The sequence below is a fragment of the Pseudobutyrivibrio ruminis CF1b genome (genome assembly GCF_000424005.1).
Classification (GTDB): Bacteria; Bacillota; Clostridia; order Lachnospirales; family Lachnospiraceae; genus Pseudobutyrivibrio; species Pseudobutyrivibrio ruminis_C.
The window spans coordinates 467,592-484,821 of the sequence record NZ_AUJB01000008.1 but is presented as its reverse complement, the minus strand read 5'-3'; the positions used below and the strand labels follow the sequence as shown (position 1 = coordinate 484,821).

The window sequence follows — 17,230 nt, the reverse complement described above, 5'->3', positions numbered from 1 at the left end:
TAAAACCTACTCTTCTTGACTCATTGCAAGTAGTATATTTTGGGCTGCCTCAGTCAATTCCGGACTATCGTCCGTATCAATTACATATCCAAGTTTTGCTACACCTTCATCAACATCTCCGTTTGAGATAAGACATATTCCTAAATCGTAATATAAATCAATATCATCCTTTCCCAACTCTATGGATTTTTCAAAGTCAGAAGATGCCTCTCCAAACTCCTGCAGAGCCATATTATTAATGCCTCTGTAGTAGAACAACTGTGGGTCATCCCCCAGCTCCAAAATGGTATCTATGTATTTAACGCTTTTATCGTATTCACCTGTATGCATATTTGATACTGCACCAAGATAATAAAACAGGTATGACGTATTAGCAGCCTCTAAACTGTCAATGCAAATATCAGCTTCTTTTGCAGCTTCCTCGTAGTCTCCCACGTTATAATCCAGCTCGCATAAAAGCTCGTGAAGCTGCTCAACGCGCGCACTATCAGTCTCGGTTTCAAGAAGTGATTTAACTTTGACAATAGACTCCTCGTATTTACCATCCTCCATCAACTTCTTTAAATCGCTATACTGACTCATGTTTAAAATCAAATTATCAGCATCAAAAGAGTCAGAAAAACTCCTACTATTTCGTTTCAAATACTCGTCTGAATCTGCTAGATTTTTATATAATTCATCTGCCTCATTTCGAAGCATAACATAGCCAACAGTTGTAAATATCATGACAACTGCCAACACTCCAGCCACTATTCTCACCCATTTCTTGTGATACCATTTAATCTCATTTTCCATACTTTTCACCTTTAAAATTGAAAAACAATAGTGTTTTTATAACGAATAGTTATACCATATAACTATTGCGGCGATTGTCATTGTAGCGTAAATTTTCTGACTCTTCTTGCATTTCACAATCTATTCACTGAATGTTCAGAATTTTAAGTTGACAAAAAAAGAGCTTCCTTGTATTACCAAGAAAGCTCTGAATTATTAAATATTGTTTTAATTAAAGCATGCCCTCAAGTACGCTCTTTGCCTCTGCAAGGCAATCTGCAATACCTGCTGGGTTCTTGCCGCCGGCCTGTGCCATGTTTGGACGACCGCCGCCGCCACCGCCAACCTTAGGAGCAATAGCCTTAACAAGGTTACCAGCATGTGCGCCAGCTGCCTGTGCGGCATCTGTAGCCATTACTACAAGATTTACCTTGCCATCGCAATCAGACGCAAGAACGATAACACCCTCGCCAAGCTTTGTCTTAAGATCATCACCAAGATCACGGAGACCGTTCATATCTACACCAGCTACGGATGTAGCAAGAAGCTTAACGCCCTTAACCTCTACGACTGAATCCATAACATCACCAACAGCTGCCTGTGCAGCCTTAGCCTTAAGAGAATCAAGCTCTGAGTTTGTCTCCTTAAGCTGCTTCTGAAGGTGTGCAATCTTCTCTTCAACCTCTGCTGGCTTACACTTAAGTGCTGCAGCTGCAGCGTTAAGCTTTGCCTCAAGGTCTGCATAATATTCGAATACTGCAGAACCAGTGATAGCCTCGATACGACGTGTACCAGCGGCTACACCAGACTCAGAAAGAATCTTGAAAGCGGAAATCTCTGATGTGTTGCTTACGTGTGTACCACCGCAAAGCTCTACAGAGAAATCACCCATCTTAACTACACGAACTGTATCGCCATACTTCTCACCGAAAAGAGCCATAGCACCGCTCTTCTTTGCCTCGTCGATAGACATAATAGCTGTCTCAACAGCAAGGCCTTCAGCAATCTTCTCGTTAACCATCTTCTCAACCTTAGCAATTTCCTCTGCTGTCATTGCCTCGAAGTGAGAGAAATCGAAACGAGTTCTGTCAGCATCCTGGTAAGAACCCTTCTGCTCTACGTGTGTACCAAGCACCTCACGAAGTGCCTTCTGCATAAGGTGAGTAGCTGAGTGGTTCTTGCAGATGCGAGCACGACGCTCAGCATCAACAGTAAGTGTAACCTTCTCGCCTACCTTAATCATACCAGTAGTCATCTCACCAACGTGACCAATCTTTCCACCCTTAAGCTTGATTGTATCCTTAACAGTGAACTGTCCGTTAGCTGTAGAGATAACACCTGTATCACCAATCTGACCACCCATTGTAGCGTAGAATGGTGTCTCAGGAACGATGATAGTACCAATCATTCCCTCTGCAAGTGTATCAACGATCTCTGTCTCTGTAGTAAGCACTGTAACTGTAGACTCTGATGTAGTCTTGTCATAACCTACGAACTCAGATGTAACAGAAAGATCGATATCATCATAAACAGATGCATCAGCACCCATGTAGTTTGTCTCTTTACGAGCAGCACGAGCTGTCTGACGCTGCTTCTCCATGCAAGCTTCGAAGCCTGCAGCATCGTATGTGAAGCCCTTTTCCTCAAGAATCTCTGCAGTAAGATCTACAGGGAATCCGTAAGTATCGTAAAGCTTGAATGTATCCTCACCTGAAAGCTCCTTAGAACCTGCGGCAACAAGCTTCTCTTCCATACCAGCAAGAATCTCAAGGCCATTGTCGATTGTCTTATTGAACTGCTCTTCCTCAGCTGTGAGAGTCTTGAAGATGAATTCTCTCTTCTCCCAAAGCTCTGGGTAACCATCCTTACATTCGTTGATAACTGTCTCTGAAAGCTTAGCCATGAATGTACCTGAAATACCAAGTGCACGACCATGCTTAGCAGCACGACGAATAAGACGACGAAGAACGTACCCTCTACCCTCATTTGAAGGTGTAACACCGTCAGAAATAAGGAATGTAGATGAACGAATATGGTCAGTGATAAGACGGATAGAAACATCATCAAGAGCATCAACCTGATACTTCTTTCCTGACATCTCACAAATCTTGTCACGAATAGCCTTCATTGTATCGATATCGAATACTGAATCTACATCCTGCATAACAACTGCAAGACGCTCAAGACCCATACCTGTATCGATGTTCTTCTGAGAAAGCTCCTCATAACCGCCATGGCCATCACCATTGAACTGTGTAAATACGTTGTTCCAAACCTCCATGAAGCGGTCGCAATCACAACCAACCTTACAATCTGGCTTTCCGCATCCGTATTTCTCACCACGGTCGTAGTAAATCTCTGAGCAAGGACCACAAGGACCTGCACCGTGTTCCCAGAAGTTGTCGCACTCGCCTGTCTCAGGATCACGATAGAAACGTGTGATGCGCTCTGGAGCTACACCAACTTCCTTTGTCCAGATTTCGAATGCTTCCTCATCCTCTCCGTAGATAGATGGGTAAAGGCGATCTGCATCAAGCTTAAGAACCTCTGTAAGAAACTCCCAAGACCATGCGATTGCCTCGTGCTTAAAGTAATCTCCGAAAGAGAAGTTACCAAGCATCTCAAAAAAAGTAAGATGGCGAGCCGTCTTACCTACATTATCGATATCACCTGTTCTAACACATTTTTGACATGTAGTGACGCGCTTTCTTGGTGGAATCTCCTGACCTGTGAAGTATGGCTTAAGTGGTGCCATACCAGCGTTGATGAGCAACAAAGAGTTGTCATTCTGTGGTACAAGAGAAAAGCTATTGAGGCAAAGATGATCTTTGCTCTCAAAGAACTCCAAGTAGGCGCGTCGTAAATCATTAACACCGTTATTCAAAACAAAGTCCTCCAAAATATATTACTTGGAAGAAGACGAAGGATTACTCCTCAATACCTTCTTTCCTATTTTTTGACTTGCGAAGCTTAACTCCAATGAAGCCTCCGCAGATCCCTAGCGCAACCAGTATGATCATTTTAATCAGATAACTTGCAAAAGTAGATAAAAATGCAGACATGGCAATTCCTCCTAAATCACAATATTTGTAACCAATTAAACCTTTATTACATACTTACTCAAATTATAATGCAAACTATTTTCAAATTCCACCAGTATTTCAGAAAAATAACAATAAAATCACTAAAAACAGCTGACAGAGTAAAAACATGTTTCTCATAAGAGCTGTAGCAATCCTGATGTCCTTTGGTTCTGCTACTTTGTCAGCGTCTCCAATGCTTTCATCCTTAAGACAAATACCGATTGCTCCGGCAAATGCTGAGATAGCTTTATATCTGTCTCTCAGGTGGATGTATCTGGCATTTTTTCCGTGGAAATCTCCGAAGGTATATCTTGCTGCAAACACTGCAAGCACGCCGGAAATTCTTCCTGGAAGCCAGTCAATAATTTGATTAAATTTGGCAGTATAGAACCCAAATTCATTATATCTTTTATTCTTATGGCCCAGTCTGGCGTCCATCAAATCAACTGTGCGATAGATGAAGCCTCCAACAGGTCCAAACAGAAACATAACAAAAAGTGGTGAAACAACACTATCCCCCGCCTCGTTAGCTATATAGGTAACAGCTCTTGCAGTCAGGCTTTCCTCATCATCCTCTTCCACATCCCCTCCAGTGAGAAGCTCAAGGGCATGTCTCATAGCAGGAATTCCATCTCCGTAGTAGGAATTCATCACTTCTCTTCCCAGATAAAAAAGACGGTTGGCTTCGAGACAGAAATATGTGGCGATAGCTTCAATAATCACCCCTACAAAAGGAGCTATTTCGTATCCCAAAATCACGAAGAAGCTTACCACTGCCACCACAGGAAGTAACACTAAAAACAGAATCCAAAGTCCAAGATTTTTCTGCTTTGAATCCTCCAGGAGAATTATCTCATCCCCTAAAAGTGCTCTGTCCAGGAATTTGATCCAACGACCTATGGAATCAAATGGGTTCCATACGGTGTAAAGCGGACCGATTATAAAGTCTAAAATTGTGCCTAATAGTAACGCGAAAATGTGTAATTTAAACATTATTCAATCCCTTTTTATAGTTAATCATTTTGATTTACGTTTGTGATAGAACTGAAGCTGTTGTACATATCCCTGATATCCGCTGTAACAATCATTGATATATTCAAGATATTTGTCCTTTGTATAGGAACTGTAATCTTCTGTAATAATCTTTTTCATCCAGGTATCGATTGGATAGCTCTCCATAAAATGGAACCCATATAGCATAATACAGTTGGCTACCTTTGGCCCAATCCCCTTTATTTCAAGAAGCTTTCCATAAGCTTCATCATATGGCAGCTTGCTTATTTTTTCTATATCCAGCTCACCTGCTGCCACCTTCTGTGAAATGCCAATGATGTAATCTGCTCTATAGCCTAAAGCTGTGCCATCCATCAGCTCCGCCTCAGGTATGTAGGACAATGTCTCAGCCTTTGGAAAATGTATTCCATCAGAATATCTGTCACATAAAATCTGGATAGATTTCTTAATCTTTGGGATGTTATTATTCTGGGAAATAACATAAGAAATAAATACTTCCCACAAATCCTGTCTGAGGATACGCATTCCAAAGGAATCCTTCAATGCATCCTTCAAAAATTTATCACTGCTGCTTCGAATTTTGTCATTAAAAGCAATGTAATCTGTATCAAAATCAAAATATCTCTGCCAGAAATCCCACTGATTTTCCTCGCAGGCAAAATCCCAGGTGTCCTTTTCTCTGTTCAAATAAAAATATATGTCATTATCTCCTGAGCATGCACTGTAAGTATCTGGCATGCCATCAGCTCCCTTAGTCTCCTTTTTCATTCTGAAAACCTGTCCAGAATTCATGATGACCTCGGGATTAAATTCCTCAGCCGTAAGGCTCTTGCTAAAAACCATTCTAGTCCTCTATTTCAAAAATCATATTTTCCTGGTCGATGTCGATAATTCTGTCCTTCAGATTGGCCATGCCAGGACGATTCTTAAATCTTTCAACCCACTGGTACTGGCCCCACATATGCATTGGGAAAATATAGTCACACTCAATATTCTTAACAAAGTGCTCCATTCCCAGGAAGTAACCATCTTCTCCCATTCTGGAATCGAGTACCACAAAACCTAAATCAAAATGTCTGTTCATAATTGGTTTTAAGGCACGTTTATATTCACGGCCGTAAACCTCACCATAAAGTTCTCCACGGCCTTCTGCGTTCCACCAGTTCAAATCACCTGCGTGGTAAATATTCATGCCATTTACATTTATCACAAATGCCACTCCGGCATCAGTAGAACGAAGTGTCTCGATAGTCATATCATCTACCTGATACTTTTTAAGAGGTGCAACAAATGTAATTTTATCTTTTATGGATAAATCAAAGCCATTTCTTGTTAAGTAATTCCTGCCAAGGCGAATGTCCTTAGAAAGGATGAATTTCACATTTGTTCTGTCATCTGCCAGTCTGAGATTTTCAAGCCACCAGTGATCCTTGTGACTGTGGCTGGCAAACACATAAAGTGCTTTGTTGGAATCCAGTTCTGGTAGCGAACCTCTGTAGGCTACCACCTCCTCACAGACAGCTTTGTTAAAATAATCGAAAAGCAAATATCTGTCTTCAAGCTCCACTAAAAAAGAGCTATGCATCAAGTAATAAACTTTAGTCATTAATCGAGTCCTTCTCTTCTGTAATTATTCTGATTTTTTCTTTAGCATTGATAAATGCTTTTACAATCAACGGGTCAAAGTGAGTTCCCGCACTTTCTTCTATTATGCTAATAGCCTTATCAAAATCGTAGGCTTCTTTATAACTCCTCTTTGATACAAGGGCATCAAATACATCTGCTACCGCCATTATTCGGGCTGAAAGAGGTATTTCCTCTCCTGCAATGCCATATGGATATCCTGTGCCATCCCATCTCTCGTGATGATAAAGTGCCAAATCGCGAGCTTCCTTCAAATAAATATTATCTGAATCTGGGACAGTATCTATTACCTTATCTATGATTTTTGCACCCTCAATTGTGTGCTTTTTCATAAGATTAAATTCTTCATCAGTAAGCTTGCCTGGTTTATTAAGAATTACATCACTGACGCTAATCTTACCGATATCATGCAGAGGTGCTGACTGATAAACATCTGAAATAAACTTTGATGTAAGCTGGTCCTGATATATATTTTCAAAGAGCATCTCATCAATAATCAACTCAACATATTCAGCTGTAGTTTTAATATGATTTCCTGTATTGTGATCTCGACTCTCTACAATATCTGCAAGAACAATAATCATTGCATTTTGCATGTCGGAAATCGTAGCATTCTTATGCTGAATATCTGCCAGATAATTAGCACTCTCCTTAATCATATCAGCGATACAAAGATAGAGGTTTTCTGTTTCATCACCTGTGTGAATCCTAAGTCCGTCGAAAACCTTTGCCATCTCCTCGAAAGAACGATTTTCCTTGTCGGAATAGTATCCCAAAGTATATGCCATGGAATTAAGAGGCAAAATCAGATGATATCTGGCTATATATAAAAACAATACAATGATAAAAACAAATACACCTATAAAAAGCGAAAGCTGATTTACCAGGTACTTTTCAGACCATATTTCCAGTACAAAGTTTGGAACTACTACGCCCTCTCTTTTCGCAAAAGCTTCGATTGTAATTACAAATAAAGCATAACTGATAGAAATTGAAACTATTGCAATAAGAGTGGCCATTAAAATCAAAACGAAAATAATCTTGTTTCGAAGAGATCTTCCTCTGGTCTTATTGTTTAGCAGGATTTGTACTGCGTCTGATTTAAGTGGCATCTGCTTCCAGGAATGAATCTTAAACTTTCCTCTAATCTGCTTAGGCATAACCGTGCAGACAAAAACAGCTATTGTAAAAGAGATAAACTTATCGAGAATATCAACACAATAATCCCCTAGCATCTCAGCAAGCAATCTAGGCATTCCCATGTCGGAAAACCAATAAACAACAGAGCCAGATGCTACTCCATTTCCAAACCCGTAAAGAACAATAGTAAGAATAGAGCCTAAAAATCCACCTAAAAATGCATATATTATTACTGCTGTAAAAAATCTTAAAGGCTTTTTGTACCATTTATGGGTACATGCCCATGCTGTAAATATGGCAATAAAAACATTAAGAGCGCCATATGAAACCAATCGCGGATCGCTAAAAATACCATTTAAGATAGAACTGAACAATCCTACAAAAATACCTGATATATATCCACCAAGCATAGATGCCAGCATGGTACCTATACAATCTAAATAAAGGGGCAAGCCAAGAAGTTTAGCAAAAAAAGCACCACAAAAGTTGATGCCTATACAGACTGCCATCAACAAACAAAACGTAGCTGTTTTTTGCCAACGTGGCCTTGTTCCATAACCCCTAATAATATCCATTATCAGCCCCCACTTATCCCCACTATAATTGATTATAACAAATAAGCCCGGACAGATAAACTGTCCGGGCTTAGAATAATCTGTGAAATTAATTACTTAGCTGCACGTGCCATAGCCTCGTCGAAATCCTTTGTTCCTTCAAATACGCAATTAGAATATGGGTTTCCACCGATTCTGATTGCATTTCTGATGATAACAGAGATACATACAACGTTAACAGCAAGTGCCATCATAGCTACGAAGCCCTGCATTGTAGGATCTGCTGTGATACCCATTGCTGCAATAGCCTCACCAGCTGCTGCTGTCTTGCCCTGGCCTGCATTGTAAAGAGCGATAGCCTTCTCATAAAGATCCATTGTTGTGATACCAGCCTCTGTAGCGCCACCGTATACACGAGGAAGAACAGCTGCGAATGTACCCTTAAGCTGGAAGAGTGGTACTACCTGTGCCCACATGCACCAGATTGCAAGTGTGTTAGCACGGTTCTGAATCCATGCACCCTTGTTCCAAAGTGCGTTAGCAAATGTAGGAGCAAGAAGAAGTGCAACACCACAGTACCATGTGTGTGTAGGAAGATTTAAGTATGTGTACTCAAAGTTCCATACATCATATGCAATGATGAACCAAACTGTCATGTCTGGCCAAATCATATCTGACTGATTCTTGTCATTTGATGTGTAAAGCTTTACACATCCTGTCATACAGAAGATGTTGATCATACCAGCGATAGCGTTAACAACGTTCCACCATCCACCGTAGATGAATACACCTTCGTTTGAAGCCCACCAAGCACCTGAAAGAGTACCAGAAATCTGATAAGCTGCAAGTGCAGACTCCATATCAGAAACATTAGCAATCATGATGTTTGCTGCAACGATAAACCAAGGCCACCATGCGAACCACTTTTCCTTACCGATGCCCCACTTGTACTTGATCATCATGAAACCTACGCATCCGATATCTGCTGCGTAAAGCTTGAAGTAGTGGAACCATCCATCCATATAAGCAACTGTAGGGTTAGCTGCGCCACCGAACATACCAACATGTGCAAGAATGAAATAAACTGTAAGAATAGCTGGGATGATTACGAAGATAATCATTCCACCGACCTTTGTACGACGGCCGATTTCATTCATGAGAATTAATCCAGCAAATACTAAGCACCAGCCAAGAATCTGCCAAAGATTAGTAATTTGGAAAATCATATTTCCATCCTCCTTATTAATTATTTTTGAGAATAATCTCCCCGTTACTTTCTATAACATTATACCCTTGTATAAAGAAAATAACAATGCGACAGCTGTGGATTATTTAATAGTTTTTTTATAAATTGTATAAGCATCAGCCACGTATTTTCAGGGCATGGGGCAAACACTCAAAGCGAATTTCCTCAAAAAATCCAACGTGTTCCCCATCTACATGAAGGCACATTGGCGATTTTAATTTGATATGGATTTTATCAAAATTTAATAAATTAAAACCAGGCTTACCCTCATGCTTTCCAGCTATTAAAAATGGTAACAGGCACAGACATTTCAGTCTACTTATATCATGAGCACAAAAAGCTGTTAGGTATCCTGAGTCTGGTCTGGCATTTGGCGCCATAGGTATTCCACCACCCTCGGCCTTACAGTTCATAGCTGCTGCAAAGATAGTACCATTAAAATAAAACTCTCTCTTTTCATCTTTAAACCATGTGGTAATTTCACCATCGATAAATGGCATGGTAAAAATATCACCTACAGTAAGGAGCCCATAGGTGGCAGCGCCCAGGCCAAATCTATTGAGGAATTTCTTTAACCTGCTGGTCAAAGCCTGTAAACACACATAGGCATCTACTCCAATCCCAGAGCTGACCCCAAACAGTCTCTCCCCGCCTTCATATATAACCTTACCTATATCATATATTTTGTATTCCTCTGTGTTTAATGCTCTATCGAGAATATCAACGACATCCCCCTGAAGGCCAATACCACTCACAAAATCATTTGCAGAACCAGATGGCAAAGGGGTATATAATGTATTTTCAAAATCAGCTATTCCATTCAAAGCCTCATTTAAAGTGCCATCTCCCCCCATAACAAAAAGACCTACCTTCTCCCCCGAGCTTGTAGCCTGACGGGCAAATTCTGTAGCATCACCTGCTCCTGCAGTAAAAAAGATTTGGTATTCCACTTTGTTATTTTTCAAATACTCATCTATTTTCGCCCAGGTATCAGCCGCTTTTCCTGTTCTTGATGCTTTGTTTACAATAAAAACATTCTTCATAATAAAAATACCTTTTCTATAATATGTAATAATGATAGCATATAAACTATCGATAAAAAAGAAAGGTGGAACACCATGATTAACGACGAATTTAAGAAAAAAGCCTATCATAAAATAGACCACAACGGCCATCGCGCATTGTCTGTAGTATCCTGGACAATTGCTTCAATACTTGTAGGATTATTTGTTGGTGCCTTCGCATCAGCCTTTGGTCTTTCCATGAGATTTGTTATTCAAACAAGAGAAGCCCATCCTTGGATTATATATTTTCTACCTGTTGGTGCAGTCATTATTACATTTATATACAAAACCGTTCTAAAGGAAAAAGACAGCGGAACAAATACCGTTATTGCTGCCATTCAATCTGATGAAAAGCTTCCATTTAGACTTGCTCCACTGATCTTTATTGCCACCTGCATTACACATTTAATCGGTGGTTCTGCCGGACGTGAGGGTGCTGCTCTTCAGATGGGAGGTGCCATTGGAAATGGGATTGGACGCGCCTTCAGACTTAATTCTACAGATAAAAAAACTATGATTATGTGTGGAATGAGTGCAGCCTTTTCAGCATTGTTTGGAACACCAATGGCTGCCGCAATTTTTTCTATGGAAGTTATTTCTGTAGGAATCATGCACTATGCTGCTTTGGTACCATGTGTTATTTCTTCACTTGTAGCAAGAGCTATAGCAGCTAAAATGGGATTAGGTGCTGATGAATATCTCATCCCTGACATTCCTTCATTTGGAGTTAAGAACGCAGTTTTAATATGTGTTTTCGCTGTAATATGCGGTTTCGTATCAATATTGTTTTGTACCTGTCTGCATAAATATGAAGAGTTCCTTTCAGGAAAGCTCACTAACCCATACATAAAAGCTGTTGTTGGTGGTACTTCAGTTCTTATACTTACTCTTTTAGTCGGAAACCAGACTTACAATAGTACAGGTTCTGCAATCATCGCATCCTGCTTTACAGGTGCAACTATTGGATTACAGTTCTTTTTACTTAAAATAATTTTCACCACCCTCACATTATCCTGCGGATATAAAGGTGGTGAAATCGTTCCAACATTATTTATAGGTGCGACCTTAGGCGCTGCGCTGGGACCAATCCTCGGTCTTCCGGCACCACTTATGGCTGCCGTAGGAATGGGTGCTCTTTTCTGCGGAGTTACCAACTGTCCAATATCAAGCTTACTTATCTGCTTTGAATTATTCGGCTACGAGCCAATGCCTTACTTCCTTTTAGCAGTAGCTTTCTCTTACTGGGTATCAGGATACACAGGATTGTACAAAGCACAAAAGATTGTATACAGTAAATACAAAAGCAACTACATTGATAAAAAAGTACAGTAAAAGTCAAAATAAAAAGCAACTTGTTACGCTCTCAATCCTTAGAATTACTCCGCTCAACATAGAAAGTTTCGCTTGAGTAACTCTAAGAGATTGATAGCTACAAGTTGCTTTTATTATATTCTCTCTGCAAAATATAAACGTGCTCCGAAGTCTGGGAAGTAACGAACCTGCTCGTTATATCCTGTTCCTACGAAGGACTGTGAAAGCTTTACACCTGCATTGTTAAGTGTATCTCCTGAAGCTACAAAGTCTTCATTCTCTCCTGGCATCTTTACGAACTTCGCAATTACGTTATGAAGTACGCCGTCCTGTTTGATATGAACAGGCGCTACTGTATTAACTAAATCTCCAAATCCTTTAAGATTATATTCAAGCTTTCTTCCAAAGAAGTGATACTTAGAATCATTATCAAGCCCGGCCTGATCTATTCTAAGATACTGCTCTCCTGCCATAATCTCACGCTGCATAAGCATAGTTACAGCAGTGTTTTTATTCTTATCCACAATACTCCACTCGTAGATGTTTCCATCCTTAAGGCGATAGAAATCTCCGAACTGAAGTGTCTTTCTGTATGTTTTATAAAGTTCTATCTGAGCCTTAACGCTGGCAATGTCCTCAGACTTTGCCTCATTAAGATTAAGCTCGTAACCAAGTACACCAAAGCTTGCTACAGCAAAACGGCTCTCGATAGGTGTCACACGAAGTGTCTGATGGTTTGGACATGCAGATACATGAGCTGTATATGTACTCTGTGGATATGCATATGAATAACCATTCTGAATTGTAAGTCGGCTTACTGCATCTGTGTTATCACTTGCCCAAATCTGTGGGTAATAGCAAAGGGCGCCAAGATCAAATCTGTTTCCACCTGATGCGCATCCCTCCATAAGAATGTCAGGGAATTTCTCTGCAAGTGTTCTAAGGAGTCTATAGAATCCAAGAACATATCTATGGCTAACCTCCTGCTGCTTTTCAGCCGGAAGATACTTTGAATAGTAATCTGAGAAGTTGCGGTTCATATCCCACTTGATATATGAAAGACCAGGTGTAGCGAAAACTTCGCTCATTCTGTCTATCATGTAATCAACAACCTCTGGATTGCAAAGGTCAAGTAATCTCTGATTACGTCCCTCAGCGTGATCCATTCCCGGAATGTCGATAGCCCACTCTGGATGTTTGCGATAAAGCTCGCTGTCAACATTAATCATCTCAGGCTCCACCCAAAGACCAAACATAAGACCAAGGTCGTTAATCTTCTTTGCAAGTCCCTCAAGGCCACCTGGAAGCTTCTTCGTATTTACGATATCCCAGTCTCCGAGAGCTCTCTTATCATCATTTCTCTCGCCGAACCAGCCGTCATCCATAACAAAAAGTTCCATGCCTGTATCCTTGGCAGTCTTTGCAAGCTTTACAAGAGACTTGTCTGTGAAATCAAAATATGATGCCTCCCAGCTGTTGATAAGAATTGGACGCTCCTTATACTTCCAAGTGCCTCTGGTGATGTGCTCACGAACAAAATCGTGCATGTTCAGACTCATCTGTCTGTAGCCAGCGCCAGAATATGTAAGCACTGCCTCTGGAGCTTGGAACTCCTCTCCTGCCTCAAGTGTCCAAGAGAAGTTCTGTGGATTGATACCATAGGCAACTCTTGTCTTTCCCCAAGGTGATACCTCAGTAGCTGAATAGTGGTTGCCTGAATATACAAGGTTGAATCCCCAAACATCGCCATCAGTCTCTGTGGTATCAGCTTCTGCGACCATAAAGAAGGGATTGCAGCGATTAGAACTTGTGCCTGTAAAAGATGAATTAACAAGCTTTCCTGCTGTAAGAATCATATCAGCCTTGTTCATTTCTCTTGTCCAGGAACCGTGGAATGAAGTTACCTTTAAGCCTGCTCTATCATAGTCAAGAATCATGGAAAGCATACGTGTAAGCTTAACAGATTCATCTGAGCTGTTAATAAATCTGGCAGTACGTGTAATTACATCACACTCCTCAAACACTGAATAAGAAAGCACCAATGTAAATCCATGATTCTTATCCTTTAATGTAACCTCAAGTGTCTTGGCATTGTCATCCTCATCATATGAACTAGGCAGTCCCTGAAGCTCTGGCTTACAGTTAATTACCTGATAGCTGTCATAAACAAAATCAAGTGTGCTGCTGCCATCAGCGCAGATTACCTCTACCATAGGCTCCCTGAAATCACCCTTCCCAATTGCTGAAGTTTCAAGTCTGACATCCTCCAAAGTAAGCTCAGGATGCTCAGAATTGTAAGTAACAGTATTTCCTGGAGCAAATGCGCGCTTTTCATTAAGCACAGATGGCTCATCCTCGTGGATGAGCCTTCCATAATACAAATGTTCCAGCTGACCTGTCTCTAATACGCGAAATGCGTATGTAGTATTGTTAGTATTTAAAATAAATACTTTACCATCAGCTTTTATCATTTTTATTCTCCTATCTTATGAAATAGCTTTTCTGCCTTCAATTTCATCAGTAATTTCATCCATCTTTGTATCAAAAAGAATATAACGCTTCTTGAATACAATAGCGCCAATCGCAAGAACAGCAATCGGAATAAGTGTCATTGTAAATCGAAGACCAAATCTCTGTGAATCAGAAATAGCCTTAACTACTTTTGCCTCTTTATCAGGATTAATACTAAATATAGCAAGCACCATTGATGACATGAAGCCTGAAATACCAGATGCAAGCTTAACTACAAAGGTTTGCATAGAAAAAATAACTGATTCATCTCTTCTGTAATTTTTCCACTCGCCATAATCTACTGTATTTGCAAGGAATACTGTAATGATTACATTGAGAACGCCTACTGCAGCCATAATAAGAGCTGCAGGAATAAGAAGCCACGTAATTTTTCCTGTTCCTGAAAGTGCAATGATAATAATCAAAATATATCCGAAAACAGCCATTCCAAAGCATGTATAGAATATTTTTACTGTATCCATAAACTTTCTAAGTATTGGGAATAAAAGCATCATTGCTAATATCTGGCAACCGCCACCTACAGTATTAAAAAGAGTAAAATCATCACGATATGTAGCAGGGCTAAAATCATACTTTAAGAAAAAGTATACCAACTGCTGAGTAAAATAAAGTGCAGTGTTAATCATAACAATGGCAATAACAACTGTCATAGCCTGATCATTCTGAATAAGAGCCTTAAACATGTCTTTGATAGAGGCTGACTTCATATCTACTGTAGATTTTTCTTTAATGAAAAGACATGTAATTGAAATAAATACAACAAATATTAACGCAATAATAAGTGCAAATTTGCTATATCCAAGTCTGTTGATTTCGTTATCTGTGTTGCCTCCGCACATCTTGCCAAGAGCACCAACACTCATAACAGTAATAATAGAAACCAGTGCCGAACCAACGCCTGCACATGAACGAGCAAATGCAGAAAGGCCTTCTCTTTCCTTACCTGACTCTGTAAAAGCAGGAACCATTGACCAATATGGAATATCCATCATTGTATATGTAACGCCCCAAAGGATATAAGTGACAGATGCATATGCAACAAGCCCAGCACCATCAAGTGAAGGTGGAATGCTAAACATCATATAAAGAACAATAGCATTAGTTACGGTTCCAATCATCAGCCAAGGTCTGAACTTACCCCAACGTGACTTTGTCTTAGCAACCAAAACACCCATTAATGGGTCGTTAAAAGCATCAAATACTCTTGCAACCATAAGAAGAATACCTATAGCTACCGCAGATATTCCCATTACATCCAAAAAGTATATTGAAATGTATGATGCTGAAAGCATATACACCATATCCTTACCTACAGCTCCCAATCCATAGGCAAATTTCTCAGTACCTGTTAATTTTTTTCGTGTTTCCATTTTAATTACCCTTCCCTTATTACTTATTCTTAAGTCCCATAGCAAGCTCAACTACCTTGTAAGCTCCATCGTAGAGACCGATTGTCTTATTAACCTTAATGCTCTCGCACATATCTGTCAGAAGCTTGTCATCCTTCATAAACATATCAATCATCTGAATAGTATGAGGAATGTCTCTGCACTCTAATGTACCATCTCCCATTTCCGCTGAATGAATAGCGCCCCACATCTCATGCTTTCCTACTCTCTTAATAAAGAGCTTGGGAATTGGATAGAAAGCAAGCTCTGATGGCTTTGTAACGAGAACATCGCAGCTTCTCATAAGAAGATTTGTAACATAAACTGCCTCGAAAATGTTCTCGTGGTAGAAGCCGTGGATACCTGAAACATCACCTGTAATAGCATCCTCTGCAAACTTTGATGTAGCCTCAAACTCATTGAAATGCTCAGTAGCTACAGCCTTCATCTCTGGAATCTCAGCCATAAGGTCATCCCATACATTCTTGTAATCACCAACGTTTACATAAAGCATAGCCTTGTTTTCCTTGATTGCTGGAAGGAGGTACTTTATGATAGCTGCGAAAATCTCCTTCTGAGCACCAGCACCACCGATTGTAAGAAGGAAACGCATAGCCTTTCCATCATGCTTTCTGGTCATTCTTGCATCGCAGTCAGCCTCGATATTGCTAACAAGCTCATGGTCAATGTAGTGACCTGTGTAAACCAAATCATCATTTGGCATTGGATTACATACTGCATTATTTGGTGCCATACCATTACAGATACGGTATCCCATGTAAGCATTCTTGCACTGGATTGTGTGAACGCTGCCCTCTGCAAAATGAAGAGCCATTGGCCAGTTATCTGGAATAGCATTTACAACGTACTTCATACCAGCATGAATAGCTGCCTGTGCCGGCCATACGTGAGTTCCAACAACAGGAATCTCTTTTGGTACATTCTTATATACAGGTGCCATAAGCTCAGCGTTCTTCTGATCTGAAGAATTATAAGAAAGCTTTCTGAACCACTCATAGTTAGCTGGCTCCCAGATAAATTTGTTGAAGAGCTTGTTCTTTGACATACGTGAGCCCTTTGAATACAAATCGTTCTGGTGGCTGATAACCTTTGTACATGTAGTCTGTGGATAGCCATTTAAATCCATCCAGTATGGAGTATAGCCAAGAGCCTTTGCAGCTGAAGCCATAGCCATTGAAATACGGTAATGACCGAATCCCATTCTGATATTTCCAACAATAATACCCTTTTCTGTATCGAACTGCTCCTTAGACTGACCATCCTTTAAAAGAACGTCATAAACCCCAAGAGCATCGCCAATGTGAGCATTCTTTTCGATAACAATGTTGTAATCAACATTAGAATCGTCACCAAATTTCTTGGCATACTTTTTCTTAGATTTACACGCCTTGTTGTAATCTTTGTCTGCAATAACATTTCCAAAAATAACTTTACTCTTATCTTGCATTACTTATACCTT

Annotated in this window: 13 protein-coding genes; 1 reads left to right on the top strand and 12 read right to left on the bottom strand. The window is 40.1% G+C overall.

The features are described 5' to 3' along the window. Positions 1-6: 6 nt before the first annotated feature. From G592_RS0104450 to G592_RS0104410, 9 genes are all read right to left on the bottom strand, one after another. On the bottom strand, positions 7-795 hold the full coding sequence (locus G592_RS0104450) for a hypothetical protein (protein ID WP_028246750.1): 789 nt from the start codon (positions 793-795) through the stop codon (positions 7-9). Positions 796-1,006: 211 nt separating this feature from the next. Beyond that, complete coding sequence (gene alaS, locus G592_RS0104445) at positions 1,007-3,658, bottom strand: alanine--tRNA ligase (RefSeq protein ID WP_036951736.1); 2,652 nt, start codon at positions 3,656-3,658, stop codon at positions 1,007-1,009. 43 nt (positions 3,659-3,701) lie between these two features. Beyond that, entirely contained in the window at positions 3,702-3,836 is a 135-nt protein-coding gene (locus G592_RS17935; RefSeq protein ID WP_255405294.1) for a hypothetical protein, read from the bottom strand. A gap of 99 nt (positions 3,837-3,935) precedes the next feature. Continuing rightward, a complete protein-coding gene (locus tag G592_RS0104435; protein ID WP_028246748.1) occupies positions 3,936-4,850 on the bottom strand; it encodes a cobalamin biosynthesis protein CobD/CbiB in 915 nt (304 codons plus the stop codon). Between the two features lie 24 nt (positions 4,851-4,874). Beyond that, positions 4,875-5,714 carry a DNA-3-methyladenine glycosylase 2 gene (locus G592_RS0104430; protein ID WP_028246747.1) on the bottom strand — a complete coding sequence of 280 codons (840 nt, stop codon included), beginning with the start codon at positions 5,712-5,714 and terminating at the stop codon, positions 4,875-4,877. A gap of 1 nt (position 5,715) precedes the next feature. Further along, a complete protein-coding gene (locus tag G592_RS0104425) occupies positions 5,716-6,477 on the bottom strand; it encodes an MBL fold metallo-hydrolase (RefSeq protein WP_028246746.1) in 762 nt (253 codons plus the stop codon). Further along, positions 6,470-8,230 carry an HD-GYP domain-containing protein gene (locus G592_RS16925; RefSeq protein ID WP_051194757.1) on the bottom strand — a complete coding sequence of 587 codons (1,761 nt, stop codon included), beginning with the start codon at positions 8,228-8,230 and terminating at the stop codon, positions 6,470-6,472. The genes G592_RS0104425 and G592_RS16925 overlap by 8 nt, the downstream gene beginning before the upstream one ends. 92 nt (positions 8,231-8,322) lie before the next feature. Next, positions 8,323-9,435, bottom strand: coding sequence for a DUF5692 family protein (locus G592_RS0104415; RefSeq protein ID WP_028246745.1), 1,113 nt, complete (start codon positions 9,433-9,435; stop codon positions 8,323-8,325). Between the two features lie 136 nt (positions 9,436-9,571). Continuing rightward, positions 9,572-10,498 (bottom strand): diacylglycerol/lipid kinase family protein, encoded by a 927-nt coding sequence (locus G592_RS0104410; protein WP_028246744.1) that lies wholly within the window; start codon positions 10,496-10,498, stop codon positions 9,572-9,574. A gap of 75 nt (positions 10,499-10,573) precedes the next feature. Between G592_RS0104410 and G592_RS0104405 the strand changes: the two genes are divergently transcribed. Then, on the top strand, positions 10,574-11,851 hold the full coding sequence (locus tag G592_RS0104405) for a chloride channel protein (protein WP_196801820.1): 1,278 nt from the start codon (positions 10,574-10,576) through the stop codon (positions 11,849-11,851). A 113-nt stretch (positions 11,852-11,964) separates the two neighbouring features. Here G592_RS0104405 and G592_RS0104400 read toward each other — a convergent pair whose 3' ends face one another. Genes G592_RS0104400 through G592_RS0104390 form a run of 3 tightly spaced genes read right to left on the bottom strand, consistent with a single transcriptional unit; the run spans position 11,965 to position 17,218 of the window. Further along, positions 11,965-14,301, bottom strand: coding sequence for an alpha-galactosidase (locus G592_RS0104400; RefSeq protein WP_028246742.1), 2,337 nt, complete (start codon positions 14,299-14,301; stop codon positions 11,965-11,967). Between the two features lie 15 nt (positions 14,302-14,316). After that, positions 14,317-15,732, bottom strand: coding sequence for a glycoside-pentoside-hexuronide (GPH):cation symporter (locus G592_RS0104395; RefSeq protein ID WP_028246741.1), 1,416 nt, complete (start codon positions 15,730-15,732; stop codon positions 14,317-14,319). Between the two features lie 19 nt (positions 15,733-15,751). After that, entirely contained in the window at positions 15,752-17,218 is a 1,467-nt protein-coding gene (locus tag G592_RS0104390) for a DUF6937 domain-containing protein (RefSeq protein WP_028246740.1), read from the bottom strand. Positions 17,219-17,230 lie beyond the last annotated feature (12 nt).

What these genes read in the sequence shown, in the direction of transcription:
- G592_RS0104395 (WP_028246741.1), bottom strand. Translation starts at nt 15,732, where the DNA reads ATGGAAACACGAAAAAAATTAACAGGTACTGAGAAATTTGCCTATGGA.
- G592_RS0104390 (WP_028246740.1), bottom strand. Translation starts at nt 17,218, where the DNA reads ATGCAAGATAAGAGTAAAGTTATTTTTGGAAATGTTATTGCAGACAAA.
- G592_RS0104450 (WP_028246750.1), bottom strand. Translation starts at nt 795, where the DNA reads ATGGAAAATGAGATTAAATGGTATCACAAGAAATGGGTGAGAATAGTG.
- G592_RS0104400 (WP_028246742.1), bottom strand. Translation starts at nt 14,301, where the DNA reads ATGATAAAAGCTGATGGTAAAGTATTTATTTTAAATACTAACAATACT.
- G592_RS0104410 (WP_028246744.1), bottom strand. Translation starts at nt 10,498, where the DNA reads ATGAAGAATGTTTTTATTGTAAACAAAGCATCAAGAACAGGAAAAGCG.
- G592_RS0104415 (WP_028246745.1), bottom strand. Translation starts at nt 9,435, where the DNA reads ATGATTTTCCAAATTACTAATCTTTGGCAGATTCTTGGCTGGTGCTTA.
- G592_RS0104405 (WP_196801820.1), top strand. Translation starts at nt 10,574, where the DNA reads ATGATTAACGACGAATTTAAGAAAAAAGCCTATCATAAAATAGACCAC.
- G592_RS0104435 (WP_028246748.1), bottom strand. Translation starts at nt 4,850, where the DNA reads ATGTTTAAATTACACATTTTCGCGTTACTATTAGGCACAATTTTAGAC.
- G592_RS16925 (WP_051194757.1), bottom strand. Translation starts at nt 8,230, where the DNA reads ATGGATATTATTAGGGGTTATGGAACAAGGCCACGTTGGCAAAAAACA.
- G592_RS17935 (WP_255405294.1), bottom strand. Translation starts at nt 3,836, where the DNA reads ATGTCTGCATTTTTATCTACTTTTGCAAGTTATCTGATTAAAATGATC.
- G592_RS0104425 (WP_028246746.1), bottom strand. Translation starts at nt 6,477, where the DNA reads ATGACTAAAGTTTATTACTTGATGCATAGCTCTTTTTTAGTGGAGCTT.
- G592_RS0104430 (WP_028246747.1), bottom strand. Translation starts at nt 5,714, where the DNA reads ATGGTTTTTAGCAAGAGCCTTACGGCTGAGGAATTTAATCCCGAGGTC.